The 17,939-nt window shown below is 58.7% G+C and carries 13 protein-coding genes and 1 pseudogene; 10 read left to right on the top strand and 4 right to left on the bottom strand.

Annotation, left to right across the window (positions count from 1 at the left end; genetic code table 11):
- Positions 1–42: 42 nt before the first annotated feature.
- The 6 genes and pseudogenes from ACIOVB_RS04880 (at position 43) to ACIOVB_RS04855 (ending at position 7,638) form a co-directional block, all read left to right on the top strand.
- The gene (locus ACIOVB_RS04880) at positions 43–975 is read left to right on the top strand and encodes a LysR substrate-binding domain-containing protein (protein WP_401265376.1); all 933 of its coding nucleotides are present in this window, start codon (positions 43–45) and stop codon (positions 973–975) included.
- Positions 976–1,097: 122 nt separating this feature from the next.
- Positions 1,098–2,522 (top strand): aldehyde dehydrogenase, encoded by a 1,425-nt coding sequence (gene aldA / locus ACIOVB_RS04875; RefSeq protein WP_401265531.1) that lies wholly within the window; start codon positions 1,098–1,100, stop codon positions 2,520–2,522.
- Between the two features lie 83 nt (positions 2,523–2,605).
- Positions 2,606–3,925: a nitrate/nitrite transporter gene (locus tag ACIOVB_RS04870; RefSeq protein WP_401265374.1), complete on the top strand. Its 1,320-nt coding sequence runs from the start codon at positions 2,606–2,608 to the stop codon at positions 3,923–3,925.
- Between the two features lies 1 nt (position 3,926).
- On the top strand, positions 3,927–5,144 hold the full coding sequence (locus ACIOVB_RS04865) for a mandelate racemase/muconate lactonizing enzyme family protein (protein ID WP_401265372.1): 1,218 nt from the start codon (positions 3,927–3,929) through the stop codon (positions 5,142–5,144).
- Positions 5,145–5,297: 153 nt separating this feature from the next.
- On the top strand, positions 5,298–6,911 hold the full coding sequence (locus ACIOVB_RS04860) for a GMC family oxidoreductase (RefSeq protein WP_401265370.1): 1,614 nt from the start codon (positions 5,298–5,300) through the stop codon (positions 6,909–6,911).
- Positions 6,912–7,032: 121 nt separating this feature from the next.
- A pseudogene (locus tag ACIOVB_RS04855) lies at positions 7,033–7,638 on the top strand (DUF6338 family protein).
- A gap of 128 nt (positions 7,639–7,766) precedes the next feature.
- Here the strand turns inward: ACIOVB_RS04855 and ACIOVB_RS04850 are convergent.
- Positions 7,767–8,651: a LysR substrate-binding domain-containing protein gene (locus ACIOVB_RS04850; protein ID WP_401265368.1), complete on the bottom strand. Its 885-nt coding sequence runs from the start codon at positions 8,649–8,651 to the stop codon at positions 7,767–7,769.
- A gap of 159 nt (positions 8,652–8,810) precedes the next feature.
- Between ACIOVB_RS04850 and ACIOVB_RS04845 the strand changes: the two genes are divergently transcribed.
- A complete protein-coding gene (locus ACIOVB_RS04845) occupies positions 8,811–11,837 on the top strand; it encodes an FAD-binding and (Fe-S)-binding domain-containing protein (RefSeq protein ID WP_401265365.1) in 3,027 nt (1,008 codons plus the stop codon).
- Here the strand turns inward: ACIOVB_RS04845 and ACIOVB_RS04840 are convergent.
- Positions 11,770–12,459, bottom strand: a complete 690-nt coding sequence (locus tag ACIOVB_RS04840) for a paraquat-inducible protein A (RefSeq protein WP_401265362.1) — start codon at positions 12,457–12,459, stop codon at positions 11,770–11,772. The two genes, ACIOVB_RS04845 and ACIOVB_RS04840, sit on opposite strands and share 68 nt — an antisense overlap.
- A complete protein-coding gene (locus tag ACIOVB_RS04835; protein ID WP_401265361.1) occupies positions 12,456–13,052 on the bottom strand; it encodes a paraquat-inducible protein A in 597 nt (198 codons plus the stop codon). The genes ACIOVB_RS04840 and ACIOVB_RS04835 overlap by 4 nt, the downstream gene beginning before the upstream one ends.
- A gap of 182 nt (positions 13,053–13,234) precedes the next feature.
- On the opposite strand from ACIOVB_RS04835, the gene ACIOVB_RS04830 reads away from it, so the two are divergent.
- Both ACIOVB_RS04830 and ACIOVB_RS04825 read left to right on the top strand, forming a co-directional pair.
- Positions 13,235–14,527: a hypothetical protein gene (locus ACIOVB_RS04830; protein WP_401265359.1), complete on the top strand. Its 1,293-nt coding sequence runs from the start codon at positions 13,235–13,237 to the stop codon at positions 14,525–14,527.
- A 47-nt stretch (positions 14,528–14,574) separates the two neighbouring features.
- Positions 14,575–15,897 carry a hypothetical protein gene (locus tag ACIOVB_RS04825; RefSeq protein WP_401265356.1) on the top strand — a complete coding sequence of 441 codons (1,323 nt, stop codon included), beginning with the start codon at positions 14,575–14,577 and terminating at the stop codon, positions 15,895–15,897.
- Positions 15,898–15,978: 81 nt separating this feature from the next.
- On the opposite strand, the gene ACIOVB_RS04820 is transcribed toward ACIOVB_RS04825, so the two are convergent.
- Entirely contained in the window at positions 15,979–16,887 is a 909-nt protein-coding gene (locus tag ACIOVB_RS04820; RefSeq protein ID WP_401265353.1) for a LysR family transcriptional regulator, read from the bottom strand.
- A gap of 131 nt (positions 16,888–17,018) precedes the next feature.
- Between ACIOVB_RS04820 and ACIOVB_RS04815 the strand changes: the two genes are divergently transcribed.
- Positions 17,019–17,849 (top strand): oxidoreductase, encoded by an 831-nt coding sequence (locus tag ACIOVB_RS04815; RefSeq protein WP_401265351.1) that lies wholly within the window; start codon positions 17,019–17,021, stop codon positions 17,847–17,849.
- The last annotated feature ends 90 nt before the right edge of the window (positions 17,850–17,939 follow it).

Here is a 17,939-nt window from a genome sequence, read left to right as displayed (position 1 = left end):
GGGATGCTTCGCGTCTTGTCAGTGGTTTTCGAGTGCCTTGATATGAAACGCAAAATGCCCGGCCTGAATGCGCTCAAAGCGTTCGAAGTGGCCGGTAGCACCGGCAGCTTCACCCGCGCCGCCGAGTTGCTCAATGTCACCCAAAGCGCGGTGAGCCGTCAGGTCCGGCAGTTGGAAGAGCAGCTCGGCGAAAGCCTGCTGGAGCGCCGCCATCATCATCTGGAGCTGACCAGTGCCGGCAAGGTTCTGCTGCGGGCGCTGCATCAGTCATTCGACAAGATTGAGCTGACGGTGCGCAGCATCCAGCAGAAAACCCACTCCAATCGTCTGCACATCAACGCGCCGCCGACCTTTACCAGTCGCTGGTTGATGCCGCGGCTGGGGCGTTTGCGCGAGCAGCACCCGGAACTCGAGTTGAGCATCACCACGCGCTTGCAGGACAGCCTGGCGGAAACCAGCAACCTGGACTGTGCGATCCGTTTTGGCGACGGCGAGTGGGACGGGCTCGACAGCTCTTTGCTGATCCAGGAGCGACATATCGCCGTGTGTGCGCCTTTTCTATACACCCGCGAGGGTAGCGAGCAGGGCATCGATCTCAATCGCCTGACACTGCTGCATGTGTTGGCCAAGGAAGATCAGCGTTACCTGACCTGGAAACACTGGCTCGACGCGGCACGTATCAGCGGTGTCGATACCCAGGGCGGCTATGAGTTCGACCTGCTGGATCTGGCGATACAAGCGGCGACCGATGGGCTGGGCATTACCATTGCCGACTGGCACATGGTCGCCGCAGAGTTGGCCAGCGGTCAGTTGACCCAAGTGCTGAACGTGCATGTCGAGGGGCATCAGTCGTATTGGCTGGTAACCCGGCCGGAGCAGACTGAAATGCCGCAGTTGCAGGTGTTCAGTCAGTGGTTGCAGGAAGAGATCTGGTTGGCCCAGCGCCAGTTGGAGCCTTCGACTGCGGCCATCTGAGACATCGCTATTGGGAGTAACCTGCATTTTTCGAATGTTCTGGCGCCCGATAAATCGTTTGTTCAACCTGCCATCGATGACAAGACTGGTGGCATTGATAAAAACAACGATGGGCGATGCACATGCGAACCGAGCGAAATTTTGTTAACGGCCAATTCATCGAGCCTGCCAGCGCGGCGCTGATCGCGGTCTACAACCCGGCCACCGAAGCGCTGCTCGGCCATGTGTCGGGCGCCACTGCTGAAGAGGCCACCGCCGCCGTCGACGCCGCCGCAGCGGCGCAAAAGGTCTGGGGCAAACTCACCAGCATCGAACGCGGCGAACATCTGCGAGCGCTCGCCACGGCTCTTGAGGATCGCGCCGAGGCCATCGGCGCCGCGTTGGCAGCGGAGTCCGGCAAAAGCATCAGCGATGCCAGCAACGAAGCCCGCTACGCCGCACAGATCACCCGCTACCACGCCGAGTGGGCGCGGCGTATCGAAGGCGAAATCATCCCCAGCGACAGTCCCGACGAGAACCTGTTTCTGCATCGCGAGCCGATTGGTGTCGTGGCCTGCCTGATCCCGTTCAACTACCCGGTCTATACCTTGCTGCGCAAAATCGCCCCGGCGTTGATTGCCGGCAATACCGTGGTGGTGCGTCCGAGCAACAACACACCGACTTCGGCGTTCGAAATCGCCAAAGCGGTGCAGCAGTCGGGCATGCCGGCGGGTGTCATCAATATCCTGACCATGGATCACGCCACCGCAGCGGCGGTTTGCACTCATAAAGCGGTGGGCCTGATTACCCTGACCGGCAGCGTCAACGCCGGGCGTATCGTGCTCGACTACTGCAAGACCAACATCGCCAAGCCGTCGCTGGAGTTGGGCGGCAAGACCCCGGCGATCATCGAGGCGGATGCCGATCTGGAAGCTGCCGCGAGCGCGATCATTGCCTCCAAGACCACCCATTGCGGCCAGTTGTGCACGGCGGTGGAGCGGGTCTATGTGCAGGAAAGCATCTACGAGCAGTTCCTTGGTCTGCTCAAGACCAAAATCGCCAACGTCAAATTCGGCGATCGCGCGACCGACGCAAACCTCATGGGCCCGCTGGTCAACGCCAGTTCGCAGAAGAACATCCACGCCATGGTCCAGCGCGCCGTTGCACAAGGCGCGACCCTCGAAAGTGGCGGTGTACTGCCGCAAGGACCGGGGCATTTCTACCCGCCAACGCTGCTGAGTGGCTGCCGTCAGGACATGGAAATCGTTCAGGAAGAAATCTTCGGCCCGGTGCTGCCGGTGCTCAAGTATCGGGATATCGACGAGGCGCTGGCCATGGCCAACGACCACCAGTTCGGCCTGGCGTCGGTGCTCTACACCGAGAACTATCGCACCGCGCAGAAAATCGCCAATGCCATCGAGGCTGGCGAGTTGTACGTCAATCGCACCCCGGCCGATCCGTATCAGGGCTACCACGCCGGCTGGAAACGCTCCGGGCTGGGCGGCGATGACGGCAAGCACGGCATGCTCGAATTTACCCAGACCCGACTCGTGGTCATGAAGTACTGATCCACCGCAACACGCCTCACGCTGCACCTATAAAAACAATTATCAGGGGCGCCCGGAGCACCGGGTTGCCCGAGGTCACTTCAATGTCCAAGCATGCATCCTCTGCTGCCGCTGTTCAGGGTTCCAATTCGGCTGTGAAAAGCCAAAGTGACAAAGGAAGTCGCTATTTCCAATTGATGTTGCTGGTGCTCGCCGCCGGCGCGATCTATCCGATTCTGTATCTGCGCCAGGTCTACCAGACCACGATGCTCGAGGTTTTTCAGATCAGCCACAGTGAACTGGGCTATCTGTACTCGATGCTCGGCACGATCTTCCTGCTCAGCTATTTGCCGAGCGGCTGGCTGGCCGACCGAATTGCGCCACGCTTTCTGATTTTCTTCTCGCTGGTTGCCACCGGCGCCTTGGGGCTCTGGTATTCGACCGCGCCGTCGATGACCGGGCTGATGATCATCTTTGGCTGCTGGGGCCTGACCACCGGTTTGACCTTTTGGGCCTCGGTGCTCAAGCGGGTGAAGATGATTGCTCATCACACCGAGCAGGGTCGTTTCTTCGGCATCCTTGATGGTGGTCGCGGTCTGGTTGAAGCGTTGCTGGCGACGGTTGCATTGGCGCTGTTTGCGTTCGCCACCGAGACCCGTGGCGAGTCCACTGCCGAAGGCTTCAAGCATGTGGTCTACCTCTACGCCTTTACCTGTATTGCCATCGGCTGTGTGCTGGTGTTGATCAAGGATCCGAAATCGATGGAGGACACGCCAGCGGTGGAGAAGGGCAAGTTCAACCTGCTCCAGGATCTGACGACGCTGGTGAAAATCCCTGAGTTGTGGCTCGTCACCGCCATCGTGTTCTGCGGTTACCACATCTTCTGGGCCACCTACAGCTTCTCGGATTACCTGCAAGGTGGGGGTCTGACGGCGGTCATGGCGGGCACCATCACCACGATCAAGTTGTGGATGCGCCCGCTGGGTGGCATTGGCGGGGGCTGGTTGGGCGACAAGTTTTCCAACATCTCGGTGCTGATCGTTGCTCTGCTGCTGGCCTCGCTGGCGATGATCGGGCTGATCGTGTTTCCAGCGCTCAACAGCATGGGCTTGTTGATTGCCACGGTGATTTTCATCGGTTTGATGACCTACGCGATTCGTGGTCTGTACTGGGCGATCCTCGACAGCTGTGACATTCCGCTGCGCATCACAGGCCTGGCCATCGGCATCGTCTCGGTAGTGGGTTACATGCCGGATGCCTTTATTCCGCTGATCAATGGCTACCTCACCGAACACTACCCGGGCGCCCTCGGCTACCAGCTGTATTTCGGCTACATCGCCTTCGTCGGTCTGCTCGGCACTTTTGCCGCGCTGACCCTGCGTGCCCGGATCAACCGCAAATCACTGAAAAAGACAGGTGCCTGAGATGAAAGTCATCGCCCTTGAAACTCACATCGTCGCCGTACCACCGCCGCACATTGGCGGCATGTATTGGCTGTTCGTCAAACTCAAGACCGATTGCGGCATCGAAGGCGTCGGCGAGATTTATGCCGCTACTTTCGGTCCCAAAGCCATGCTGCCGATCATTGAGGACGTGTTCGAGCGCTATCTGCTCGATCAGGATCCGCACCATATCGAACGCTTCTTCCGTCAGGCCTATTCCAGCGGTTTCACCCAGCGTCCCGACCTGACCATGATGGGCGTGGTCAGCGGCCTGGAGATGGCTTGCTGGGACATCATCGGCAAGGCGGCGAACAAACCGGTTTACGAATTGTTGGGCGGCAAAGTCAACGAGCGCCTTCGCTCCTACACCTATCTGTACCCGATCAACAGTCGCGGCGAATACGACTACGACGATGCGGATCTGGCGGCCGAATGCGCCATCGAGAATATGAACAAAGGCTTCACCGCCGTGAAATTCGACCCGGCCGGGCCGTATACCGCGTACTCCGGGCACCAGATCTCACTGGAAGTGCTGGAGCGCTGCGAAACCTTCTGCCGCAAGATTCGCGAAGCAGTGGGTGACAAGTGTGACCTGCTGTTCGGCACCCACGGGCAGATGGTGCCGTCGTCGGCGATCCGGCTGGCCAAGCGCCTGGAAAAATACGATCCGCTGTGGTTCGAAGAGCCCGTACCGCCGGGCCAGGAAGAGGCCATGGCGCAAGTCGCGGCCAAGACCAGCATCCCGATTGCTACCGGCGAGCGTCTGACCACCAAGTACGAATTCTTCAAATTGTTGCAGGCGGGCGGTGCGTCGATTTTGCAGATGAACGTCGCACGCTGCGGCGGCCTGCTCGAGGCCAAAAAGATCGCCAGCATGGCCGAGGCCTATTACGCGCAAATCGCCCCGCACCTTTACAACGGGCCGATCGGTGCAGCGGCAAGTTTCCAGTTAGCGACTTGCACGCCGAACTTCCTGATTCAGGAAAGCATCGAGACCTGGGGCGGTTTCCACGCCGAGGTGCTGACCAAACCGTTGCAGTGGGAGGACGGCTACATCATCCCGTCCACCGAGCCGGGCCTTGGGGTTGAGCTGAACATGGACGTGGTGCGCAAGCACTCGCCTTACACCGGCGAACGTCTGCACCTGCAAATGGCGCCGACGCCGGTGGATGTCAAAGACACATCGCCGGCCCGAGGCTGACACGGTTCCTGTAGGCCTTCGCCTGCTCGCGATAGCTGTGTGCCAGACATGCAAATGTCGACTGCCACGCCGCCATCGCGAGCAGGCTCGCTCCTACAGGGGATCGCAGTGTTCATTCCGATTTTTGTACAACGACTTACGCGGTAACCGTGCATGACATACGACTACATCATCGCAGGCGCAGGCGCCGCGGGTTGCGTGCTGGCCAACCGGCTCTCGGCCTCTGGCAAACACACCGTGCTGCTGCTGGAAGCGGGCGGCAAGGACAGCTCCCTGTGGTTCAAGATCCCGGTCGGGTTCGCCAAAATGTATTACAACCCGACCTTCAACTGGATGTATTACAGCCAGCCCCAGAAGCAGTTGGGCAACCGCGAAATCTATGCACCACGCGGTAAGGTCCAGGGCGGTTCGGGCTCGATCAACGCCATGATCTATGTGCGCGGCCAGGCTCATGATTTCGACGATTGGGCAGCCAATGGCAATGACGGTTGGGGCTTCAAGGATGTGCTGCCGTACTTCCGCAAACTGGAAAACCATCCGCTGGGCGACAGCGAATACCACGGCGGCAGCGGCCCGATCAGCATTACGCCGATGAAGGGCCAGACTCATCCGATTTGTGATGTATTCCTTCAGGGCTGCTCTGAGCTCGGCTATCCGCGTAGCGAAGATTTCAACGGTGCGAAATTCGAAGGCGCCGGCCTTTATGACGTCAACACCAAAAATGGGCAGCGCTGCTCCAGCAGCTTCGCCCACCTGCATCCGGCACTGAAGCGTGCGAACCTGAAGGTTGAGCATTACGCGTTGGTGGATCGGGTGTTGTTCGACGAAACCCGGCAGCGCGCGACGGGCATTGCCATTACCCAGCACGGCGTGGTGCGAACCTTCACAGCGCGCAAGGAAGTGATCCTCTGCGCGGGAGCAGTCGATACACCAAAAATTCTGCAACTGTCCGGTGTGGCTGACCGCGCGTTGCTGGCCAGGCACCAGATTCCTCTGGTCAAACATCTGCCGGCGGTCGGGCAGAACCTGCAGGATCACTTGTGCGCCAGTTACTACTACAAGGCCAATATCCCGACGCTCAACGATGAACTGAGTTCGCTGTTCGGCCAGCTCAAGCTCGGTGTGAAGTACCTGCTGACGCGCAAAGGTGCACTGGCGATGAGCGTCAATCAGGCAGGCGGTTTCTTCCGTGGCGACGAGCAACAGAATCATCCGAATTTGCAGCTCTATTTCAATCCGCTTTCGTACCAGATCCCGAAAAACAACAAGGCCAGTCTCAAGCCCGAGCCGTATTCCGGTTTCCTGTTGTGTTTCAACCCGTGCCGCCCGACCAGCCGTGGGCACATCGAGATAGCTTCAAAAAATCCCCGTGATGCGGCGCTGATCGATCCGAATTATCTGAGCACGCAGAAGGACATCGACGAAGTCATCCAGGGCAGTCGCCTGATGCGCAAAATCATGAACGCCCCGGCGCTCAAGAGCATCACCGTCGACGAAGTTCTGCCGGGACCTGCAGTAGAGACCGACGAACAGATGTTGCAGTACTTCCGCGAGAACTGCGGCTCGATCTATCACCTGTGCGGCTCTTGCGCGATGGGCGCGGACGAGCAGACTTCAGTGGTCGACAACCGTCTCAAGGTGCATGGTTTTGAAGGGTTGCGGATTGTCGATGCGTCGATTTTCCCGAATGTGACGTCGGGCAATACTCACGCGGCGGTGCTGATGGTGGCGGAGAAGGGAGCGGATCTGATCTTGCAGGATGCTTAGGTTTTTCGGTCTCGGGTAATGACCTGTGACAGTTGGCGGCGAGCATTTTTTCAGCGTGCACTAGGCTTTTAAGTGCCAGCCCTCAATCGGGGGCGGCATGTCTTTCAAGGAGCCGCAGATCATGGATGATCTGGTCAAAGAAGTTATTCCGTTGCTGCAGTACCTCATCCCCGGATTTGTCTCAACCTGGATTTTTTACACGCTTACCGCATTCAAGCGGCCTGATACCTTCGGGCAGATTGTGCAGGCGTTGATATTTACGTTTGTGATTCATGGGGCGGTAACAGGTATTGGTGTGGTCTGTTTGTGGTTGGGGGCGAAGGGACTTTCTGTAGGAATATAGGATGGCAAGGCGCAGACGTCATGGGCATTCCTTTCTTCGCTGTTACTTGGATTGCTGTCCTGTTATTTTGCTACCAATGACAGGTTGCATGGCTGGTTGCGTCGCAGAAACGTAACGAAACAATCTTCCTACCCGAGTGAATGGTTCTGCGCATTTGCGCAATTTGATCGGCTCATCACCCTGCATTTGCATGACGAAAGGCGCGTCGCTGGCTGGCCGGCCGAGTGGCCGCCGGAGTCAGCCAATGGGCAGTTCCTGATCCATAATCCGCGTTGGCTCGATGGCAATGGCCAAACGGTGCCTTTTGGCGCTGAGTTTTTGCTGATAGATTCCGCGAAGGTTAAATGGGTTGAGTTCAGCCCGGCATCAGAGGGTTCGTCATGACCGCCAGAGCTATGCAGTTAATGCCAAAGAAATACGAATATCTATTCTTTGGGCCCGACGGAAAGCCGTTGGAGAAACCACTGTTCAAGGGGCCGAGTGCGCCTCCACCGCTAAAGCGCTGATGCGGGTCAGAGCGTATCCACCAACCAGTCCCGAAACGCCTTCAGCGATGGCAGCGCTTCATTGCGCGGCGGATACACCAGGTAATAGCTGCGACGACTGGTGATCGGTTCTCCGAGTTGCAGCAGCTCACCGCTGAGCAATTCATCCTCGACCAGAATCCTCGGCACCAAGCCGACACCAATATTCGCCCGCACCGCCTGAATCAAGTGCGAGGTCATTTCAAAGCTCGGGCCGATGCGCATGCTGCGGTGCGGCAGGCCGTGATGAGTGAACCACTCGGTCCAGGCTTGGGCGTTACTGCTGACGTTGAGCAGCAATTGCCCGGCGACGTGCTTTTCGGCGTCATCGCGCTCGGCGACGGACAATTGCGCACTGGCAATAACTACCAGTTCTTCGGTGTGCAGGGGCAGGGCGCTCAGCCCCGGCCATTCCCCTGCGCCCACACAAATCGCCGCATCGATTTCACTGGTATCAAAGTCGATGGCTTCAATGCGTGAATGAAGGTGCACGGTCATGCCCGGGTGGGCTGTGTAGAAGTCCTTGAGTCGCGGCAGCAACCATTTCGAACCGAAAGTCGGCAGCGTCGCCAGCCGCAAGCTGTGGATCCCCGAACCAAACGCCATGGCTTGCAGGGTCGCGCTGCGAATTTGCCCGAGGGCCTCGGCGAGTTCGCGTTGATACATGCGTCCGACATCCGTCAGGACGACTTTGCGTCCCTCCCGATTGAACAGGCGCATGCCGAGCATCTTCTCCAGAATCTGCACCTGACGGCTGACCGCACTTTGCGTCAGCGACAGTTCATGGGCGGCGCGTGTGTAGCTTTCGTGGCGCGCGGCAGCCTCGAAGGCGAGCAATAACGACATGGAAGGGGTGAGCGTTCGCGGATTCATTCGTAAAAGTCATTAATAGCGGGTCGAATTTACGGTTGTCCCAAGATCCTTCAGCAATGAATATGGACAACATGAGATGGCGGAGCCTGACGCAATCATTCGTTGCGTACAACTGTTCACCGCCACACGGCCTGATTTTGACCCGAGATACCCTGACCGATGATTGCCCAGCTGTCGCCCTCTACCGCTCTGACCTCCGATTATCAGCAGTTCCTCAAAGCCCTTAAGGCCAGTGGATTTCGCGGTGAAATCAGCGCCGACTACGCCAGTCGTGTGGTGCTGGCCACCGACAACTCAATCTATCAGCGCTTGCCGCAAGCTGCGGTGTTTCCCATGGACGCCGACGATGTGGCGCGCGTTGCACGACTGATTGCCGAACCGGCCTACCAACAAGTGGTCATCACCCCGCGTGGCGGTGGAACCGGCACCAATGGCCAATCGTTGACAGACGGCATCGTGGTCGACTTGTCGCGGCACATGAACCGTATTCTGGAAATCAATGTTGAGGAACGCTGGGTGCGGGTGCAGGCCGGGGTGGTCAAGGATCAGCTCAACGCCGCGCTGAAATCCGCCGGACTGTTTTTCGCTCCAGAATTGTCGACATCCAACCGTGCCACCGTCGGCGGCATGATCAACACCGACGCCAGCGGCCAGGGCAGTTGCACCTACGGCAAGACCCGCGACCACGTACTCGAGCTCGACATGATTCTGCGCGGCGGTGAGCGTCTGCACGGTTTGCCGCTTGAGGACAGCGAACTTGAGACACAGTGCGCGCGCGAGGATCGGGTCGGCGAAGTCTATCGTTGTGCGCGGCAGATCATTGATGAGCAGGGCGCACTGATCAAAGAGCGCTTTCCCGACCTCAATCGATGCTTGACCGGTTACGACCTCGCACATCTGCGCGAGGCAGACAATCGTTTCAACCTCAACAGCGTGTTGTGTGGCGCCGAAGGTTCGCTGGGTTTTGTGGTCGAGGCCAGGCTCAACGTGCTGCCGATCCCCAAGCACACGATGCTGGTGAACATCCGCTACGCCGGGTTCATGGACGCGCTGCGCGACGCTCGCGCCTTGATGGCACTCAAGCCGCTATCGATTGAAACCGTGGACTCGAAGGTGTTGCTGCTGGCAATGCAGGACATCGTCTGGCACGGCGTTGCCGAGTATTTTCCGCAGAGCGCCGAGCGACCGACCCTGGGGATCAACCTCGTCGAATTTTGCGGTGATGATCCCGAGGATTTGCAGAAAAGGGTCGAAGCCTTCATCGAGCACCTGGCCAGTGACCGCACTGTCGAGCGACTCGGCCACACCCTGGCCGTCGGTCACGCGGCAGTGAACAAGGTCTATGGCATGCGCAAACGTGCGGTCGGTCTGCTCGGCAACGTCGCCGGTGAAGCACGGCCGCAGCCGTTTGTCGAAGACACCGCCGTGCCGCCGCAGCACCTGGCCGAATACATCGCCGAGTTGCGCGAGCTTCTCGACAGCCACGGTTTGCAGTACGGCATGTTCGGCCATGTTGACGCCGGCGTGCTGCACGTGCGGCCGATTCTCGACATGAAAGATCCACAGCAAGCGGCGCTGGTGCGTCCAGTGTCCGATGGCGTTGCGGCGCTGACCCAACGTTACGGCGGCCTGCTCTGGGGTGAGCACGGCAAAGGCCTGCGCTCGGAATACGCGCCGGCGTTTTTCGGTGAACTGTATCCGGCCCTGCAAGCGTTGAAGGCGGCGTTTGACCCGTTCAATCAGTTCAACCCGGGCAAGATCGCCACCCCAGCCAACACCGGCGCGGCGTTGTTGAAAATTGACGAAGTGACTCTGCGTGGCGAACTGGATCGGCAGATCGACGAAAAAGTCTGGCAGAGCTACGGCGCGGCCATGCACTGCAATGGCAACGGCGCCTGCTACAACTTTGACCCTGACGATGCGATGTGCCCGTCATGGAAAGCCACCCGCGAACGCGCGCAATCGCCCAAGGGGCGGGCATCGTTGATCCGTGAGTGGCTGCGGTTGCAGGGCGAGGCGGGTGTAGATGTATTGTCGGATGCCGTTCGCCGACCGGCATTTTTCTCTTCGTTGTGGCAGCGCTGGCGCAATAGCCGCGCGCAGTCCGAAGACTTCTCCCATGAGGTCTACGACGCCATGGCCGGTTGTCTGGCGTGCAAGTCCTGCGCGGGGCAATGCCCGGTGAAGGTCAATGTGCCGGAGTTTCGTTCGCGCTTTCTTGAGCTGTATCACAGCCGGTATCTGCGCCCGGCGCGGGACTATCTGATCGCCTCGCTGGAATACACCATCCCCTGGATGGCGCGAATTCCGGCGTTGTACAACGGTTTAATGGGCGCCTCGTGGGTTCGCGGCATGCTTGAGCGTGTCGGCGGAATGGTCGATGTGCCGTTGCTCAGTCGCTTTGATTTCCACGCGGCGATGCGTCGTTGGCAGGTGCAACCGGCGACGGTGTCGACCCTGTCTGGCCTGACCCAGGCACAGCGTGAACGCAGCGTGGTGCTGGTGCAGGATGCGTTTACGCGCTATTTCGAAGCGCCGCTGCTGGCGGATCTGGTCGAGCTGATTTCGCGTCTGGGTTATCAGGTGTATCTGGCGCCGTTCAGTGCCAACGGCAAACCGCTGCATGTGCAGGGCTTTCTGTCGGCATTCAACCGTGCGGCGGTGCGCAACGCGCGGCAATTGCGAGCGCTGGCGGATGTCGGCGTGCCGCTGATTGGGCTGGATCCGGCGATGACACTGGTTTATCGCCAGGAATATCAGAAAGTGCCGGGCATGGAGCAATGCCCGGAGGTCGCGCTGTTGCAGGAATGGCTGCTCGACGTCATGCCGGAACAGACTAGCCAGAGCAGGGCCGAGACCTTCCGTTTACTGGCGCACTGCACCGAGAAAACCAATGCCCCGGCTGCCACTCGGCAATGGGAGCAAGTGTTTGAGCGCGTGGGGTTGAAACTGGCCACTCAGGCCACCGGTTGCTGCGGGATGTCCGGCACCTATGGCCACGAGGCGCGTAACCGCGAAACCTCGGCAGTGATCTACGAACAATCGTGGGCGCGTCAAGTCGATGCACCGGCAGAGAAGGGCGAGGCATTGGCGACCGGTTATTCGTGCCGCAGCCAGGTCAAGCGCCAGTCGGATCGGGCGCTACGCCATCCATTGCAGGTGCTGCTGGAGGTTGTTCATCGCTGAGCGGTTCGTCGTCGGGGGCGTTGTCCCAGATCAGCCGCGGGTCAAAGCTCATTGCCGAGAGCATGGTGAACACCACCACCATGCCGAAAAACAGGATGCCCGGGCGTGGCTCGATATCGCCCAGCGCCTGGAATTTCACCAGCGCCGCGACCAGTGCGACCACCAGCACGTCGAGCATCGACCAGTAGCCGATCAACTCGACGAAACGGAACATTTTCGAGCGCTCGCGGCGGGCCCAGCCGCTGTCGCGCTGCACAGTAATCAGCAGCAGCGACAGGGCGACGAACTTGACGCCCGGCACGGCGATACTGGCGATGAAGATGATCAGGGCGATGTCCCAGGCGCCGTGCTGCCAGAACTCCAGCACGCCGCTCATGATCGTGCTGTCGGAGCCACTGCCAAGCATGGTGGTGTTCATCACCGGCAGCAGATTGGCCGGGATATAAAACACCAGCGCAGCGAGTAAATAGGCCCAGGTGCGCGTCAGTGAATTGGTCTTGCGCCGGTGCAAGGGGGCGTCGCAGCGCGGGCATTCGTGCGGCTCGTCGGTCATGTCGCAGGCCAGGCCGCAGCTGTGGCACAGGCACAGATTGAGTTCGCTGGCGGTCGCTGGTCGATTCATGGCATGTCCCAGAGGTCACGGATATCGCGGCCGGCAATACGGATCATCATCAGGCTCAGCACGGCCAGCGCAAAAAGGCCGATACCGGGCAAGACATCGAGCAGTCCGGCGAGTTTGAACACTGCCACCATCGCTCCCAGCAAACACACTTCAAGCATGCTCCACGGGCGCAGGGTTTCCAGCCAGCGCATGCACACCTTGAATCCCGGTGCGCGGCGCGACGACAGGGCGAAACTCAGCACCCAGATCAGCAGCACCAATTGAAAGGCCGGAGCAATGATGATCGAGATCGCCGCGACCATCGCCATGAACGTGATCGGCCCCTGACTCAGCGCGAGCACCGAATCCCACAGCGTCGCACTGTTTTTCAAGCCTTTGAGGCTGATGCTCATCACCGGATAGAAATTGGCGAACAGCCACAGCATCGCCGCCGTGAACGTCAGGGCCAGACGTTGTTCAACCGTCAGGCCGTTGTAGCGCTGGAGCACCCCGCCGCAACGTTGGCACAGGGTTTTCTGATGTTTGGCGAGCGCGACTTTTTCATACACGCAATCGCAGTGTTCGCAAATGATCAGGTGTTCGGTGTTGACCATGGACAGCGCTCGACAGCAGGCCACGAGGGCAATGGATTAATCCACTATAGACCTTCACTTGACGGTAGGTGCAGCGTCGGCACACACAGATAAAATTTGGTGTCTACTGTCAGACCTTACAGTAGACGGAAAAGACTGATGGGTAGCTACTTGAGTCGAGATCCCCCCTCAAGGAACGCTCCATGAGCCACTCGAACAACACTGTGCGGACCCCCGGGTCGCTTGATGAAAGCTTTGCCGATGCCGGTATTTTTCGCCTGGATATTCCTCGTGTAGGGTCGCAAACCTTAATCCATGACGTCGCAGTGCAACGCTCTGCAAACCTTGAATACCTTTATTTTGCGGGCTATGCGATCGGAGGCGCTTTCGGTTATCCGTACGTATTGGGCCGCTTGATGCCGGATGGAACACTGGATGAATCCTTCGGTGTGGATGGCATTTCCAGCGGCTCATTTGCCCTCAACATGAACTCTGCGGGTAGATCCATCGCGTTGCTCGCTGACGGCAAAATTCTCCTGACAGGACAGGTGGGCACAATCCCCACACTGGCCCGTTTCCTCTGCGACGGCACGCTGGACAGCGATTTTGGCTCTGAAGGCTTGGTTATTCTCCGATTGCCCGAAGACATTCAGGCGCAACGCGCCCCGCAATCGCAAGGCGAGACTCAAGACCATGCGTGTAGCCTCACGGCACTGGATAGCGGAAAAATCCTGGTCGTGCACAACTATGTCGTCTCTCATGAGGCGGACACCCGTGCGTTGATCTTTTTGCTGAACAGCGATGGCTCTGCGGACGAATCTTTCAATCAGAAAGGCCATGTCCAAGTGGTTTACCCGGGAGGCGTCCCGGCGGATGTGAAACTGCGCAACGGCTTCATTGATCCCGACGGCAAGATCGTGGTCGGCGGCAATCTGGCGCCCCGTTCAGGTACGCCGGCGCCATTTTTCGCGCGCTATAACATCGATGGCCACCTTGATCGAACCTTTGGCGATGACGGGTTTGTCGTTGTGTCATTGCCGACACTGCAGACCCCTACGATCAACGCGATGATCGGGCAACCGAACAAGCGGCTATTGGCGATCGGGAGAACGGCTGCGGGTCAAGGCCTGCTGATCAGCCTCGAGCCGGATGGCAGCCCCAATATTCAGTTCAACCGTGGTCAACCGTTGCTGACCCGACTGGATAACGTCGACACCCTCTGGCGCCGCGCCGCCATGCAACCTGACGGAACCCTTGTTTTGCTTGACAAGATCCAACGGCCAGAAGAGCAAGGGGAATTGGTTGTGGCCAGACTGCTTAGCGATGGTTCGCTTGACACCACTTTCAACGGCGTCGGCTGGGTCAGCACTTCACTGGAGCGGGTCGGCTCTTTTGACGGCATAGACCTGCAGGGCGATGGAAAAATCGTGATCGCAGGCTTTCTATCCACGCCAGCTTCCCAAGGCCTGGTACTCCGTTATCACGGGCGAAATTGAATCAGGACAGATCATCGCGTCGGCTAAACGCACAAGGAGCAATCAGCATGAAAATCGACGCCTTGTTTTTGCGCGATGAAGGTCAGCTCGACCCGACGTTCGGGGAGGGCGGGTTGGTGTTGTTGAAAGGACCCGATGAGCCAGGAGACAACATTTCCCCCCGAGGTATGGCTGTCGATTCTGCGGGTCGTTTTTACGTCTGCGGCAGTATCCGCACCTCTACCAGGCGATTTGCCTACTACTGCGTCAGGCTGAAGGCAAGCGGGGCGATCGACCCGACATTCGGTCAGGCGGGCTATGTGATCGCAGAGTTTGTCCAAAATAACGGTGGGCGCGCTTATTCACAGATCAACGAAGTGGTCGAGTTGCGCGACGGAAAGCTATTGCTGATCGGCAACTACCACGACGGCACTTTCAATACCTGGAAAGGCCTGATCCGTCTGCACCCTGATGGCAGTCCGGACCAGACGTTTGGCAAAAGCGGGACAGTGCTGATCGCGCTCGGCAGTATCGGTGAGGAGCAGGATGACAGTTTCGGTAGCTTGCACAGTTCGTCCATGGCGCGAACCACCGGCAACAGCGCGATTCTGCCCGACGGTAAAATCCTGTTGCATGAGCTGATTTATGACGGCATAGAAGAAACTCAAACCGCGATCATTCGACTGACACCTGATGGCGTACTTGATCCGGATTTCAACGAGAGCGGCATCGTCTGGGTCGCTCATCCGGACTTTACCCATACCCAAGTCACGGACATTCTGCTGGCGGACGATGGTAAGTATGTGCTGGTCGGTAACTGCCAGGAAATGTACATCCCGCACGCCCGGGCACTGTTCACGAGATTGCATTCCACGGGTAAAACCGACACCTCATTTGCCGACAATGGTTATCTGTTGATTGAACCGCTAAGTGGCGAAATGAACTTTCTGATGGAAAACCTTGTTAAGCAGACGAACAAACGTCTATTGGGGATTGGTTACACCTCTGATGAGGATGATTGCGGGCTATTGATCAGCCGGGAGTCTGATGGCAGTGCAAACATACAGTTCAATCGCGGCAAACCATTGCTGGTGAAACTGGGCGACCGCGAAACCAGTTGGCATAACGCTTGTGTCCAGAAAGATGGCAGCATTCTGGTGTACGGACATCTTTATGGTCCCGGCCAGGTAGTGGTCGCGAAATTCACTGATGCGGGAGTTCTGGATAACACCTTCGGTGGGGGCAAAGGTTGGCTGCAATTCAGTGTCAGCCCCGCCGGGATGGCTTCGGCCTTGTTCACTGACGACACGTTGCTGTTCTTCGGAGCTGCCACCGTCGATGGTCAACAAGTGCCGTGTGTCGCCCGCGGTCTGATTGCTCAGAAAGTCTGAGTAAGCGGTTGCTGAACCCAAAGCCCCGTCATGTGAATGGCCGGGCTTATCACTGTTCGAAGATCAAAAGATCGCAGCCTGTTACAGCTCCTGGCTGGTTTGGGTGCGATTGCGGGAGAAGTCGATGAAAGCCTTGAGCGGTGCCGGCACATGGCGGCGGCTCGGGTAGTACAGATGCAGGCCGGGGTAGTAGGGGCACCAGTCTGCCAGTACCTGGACCAGACGCCCGGAACGCAGATGTTCGCTGACCATTTCTTCGAACACATAGGCCAGCCCCAATCCTTGCAGCGCGGGGCCGACCATCAGGCTGACATCGCCCAGGGTCAGCGGGCCATTGACTTCGATTTCCTGGCTGATGCCGCCGCGTTCGAACTCCCAGCGGTACATCGCGCCGCTGGGGAAGCGGTGGCGGATGCACGGCAGATCATGCAACTCCTCGGGTTTTTGTGGCGTGGCGTGGCGCTGAAAAAATGCCGGCGAACCGACCACCACCGAGCGCATCGTCGGACCAATCGGCAGGGAAACCATGTCGGCCTCCAGTCGATTGCCAAAGCGCACGCCGGCATCGAAACCGCCAGCGACGATATCCAGCAGTGCATCGCTTTCGACTACTTCCAGACGAATATCCCCATAGACCTGCAAAAACTCACTGGCAATTGGCAGCAGCACCAGCTCACAGGCCTGGCGGCCGGCGGTGATACGCAGGTTACCGGAGGGTTTGTCGCGAAAATGGTTGAGGTCTTCCAGTGCATCATCGATGTCGCGAAACGCCGGTTTCAGGCGCGCATAGAGGCGTTCGCCAGCCTCGGTCAACGCCACGCTGCGGGTTGTGCGGTTGAACAGTCGCACGCCGAGACGATTCTCCAGCGCTTTGACCGAGTGGCTCAGGGCCGACGGCGTCAGGCCAAGTTCAATCGCTGCTTTGCTGAAATTCAAATGCAGCGCCGTGCACAGGAATACCGAGAGGTCAGCCGCTGAGGGTGATTTCATCTGTGAGTGCCTTTCACAAAGTCATGCAAAATTGCTGGGATTATCACATCAGTAGCACGCGCTTAAAGTCGCATCAACTCATCGAGAAGACCCGGCACCATCGCCAAGGGTCGCTGACAGGAGGAGTTGCTATGCGTACCTGGTTCATTACTGGAGCTTCCCGTGGTTTTGGCACACTCATCGCAGAACGCGCCTTGCGTTTTGGTGACGCCGTGATTGCCACTGCCCGTAACCCACAAGACATCACTGATCGCCTCGGCGATCACCCGAATCTGCTGGCGGTGCGTCTCGACGTGACCCGAGAAGAGGAAGCGCATCAAGCGGTCGCGGAAGGGATCAAGCGGTTCGGCCGCATCGATGTACTGATCAACAACGCCGGGTTTGGCGTGCTGGGCGCGGTGGAAGAAACCAGCGCGAGCGAGACCGAGCGCCTGTTCGCCACCAACGTGTTTGGCCTGCTCAACGTCACCCGCGCCGTTCTGCCACATATGCGCTCGCAACGCAGTGGCCATGTGATCAATATCTCGTCAATTGGCGGCTATCAGGCGTACATGGGTTGGGGCGTTTACGGTTCCACCAAGTTTGCGGTGGAAGGCATCAGCGAAGCGCTGCACCAGGAACTGGCACCGCTGGGCATCCATGCCACGGTGGTCGAACCGGGTTTCTTCCGCACAGACTTTCTGGATGAGCAGTCGCTGATCAAAACCGCACTGATACTGCCGGATTACGACGAAACCGTGGGCAAAATGCGCACCTTCGCCGAGGCCGCGAACCACGCGCAGCCGGGTGATCCACTGCAGTTTGCCGAGGCGATCCTCGCGCTGGTCAACGCACCGAATCCGCCACAACGCCTGGCATTGGGTAGCGACACGGTTGCGCGAATCGAGGCGAAGAATCGGTTGGTGGCGCAAGAACTGGCCGAGTGGAACGAGTTGGCACTGTCTACCGACTTCAAAAACTGACGAACCTGTGTAGGAGCTGCCGCAGGCTGCGATCTTTTGCTCTTGTCCTAAAAAACAAGATCAAAAGATCGCAGCCTGCGGCAGCTCCTA

The sequence above is a fragment of the Pseudomonas sp. NPDC087639 genome (assembly GCF_044743385.1).
Lineage (GTDB): Bacteria > Pseudomonadota > Gammaproteobacteria > Pseudomonadales > Pseudomonadaceae > Aquipseudomonas.
The sequence above is the reverse complement of the archived record's forward strand: the minus strand, read 5'-3'. Positions and strand labels throughout refer to the sequence as shown.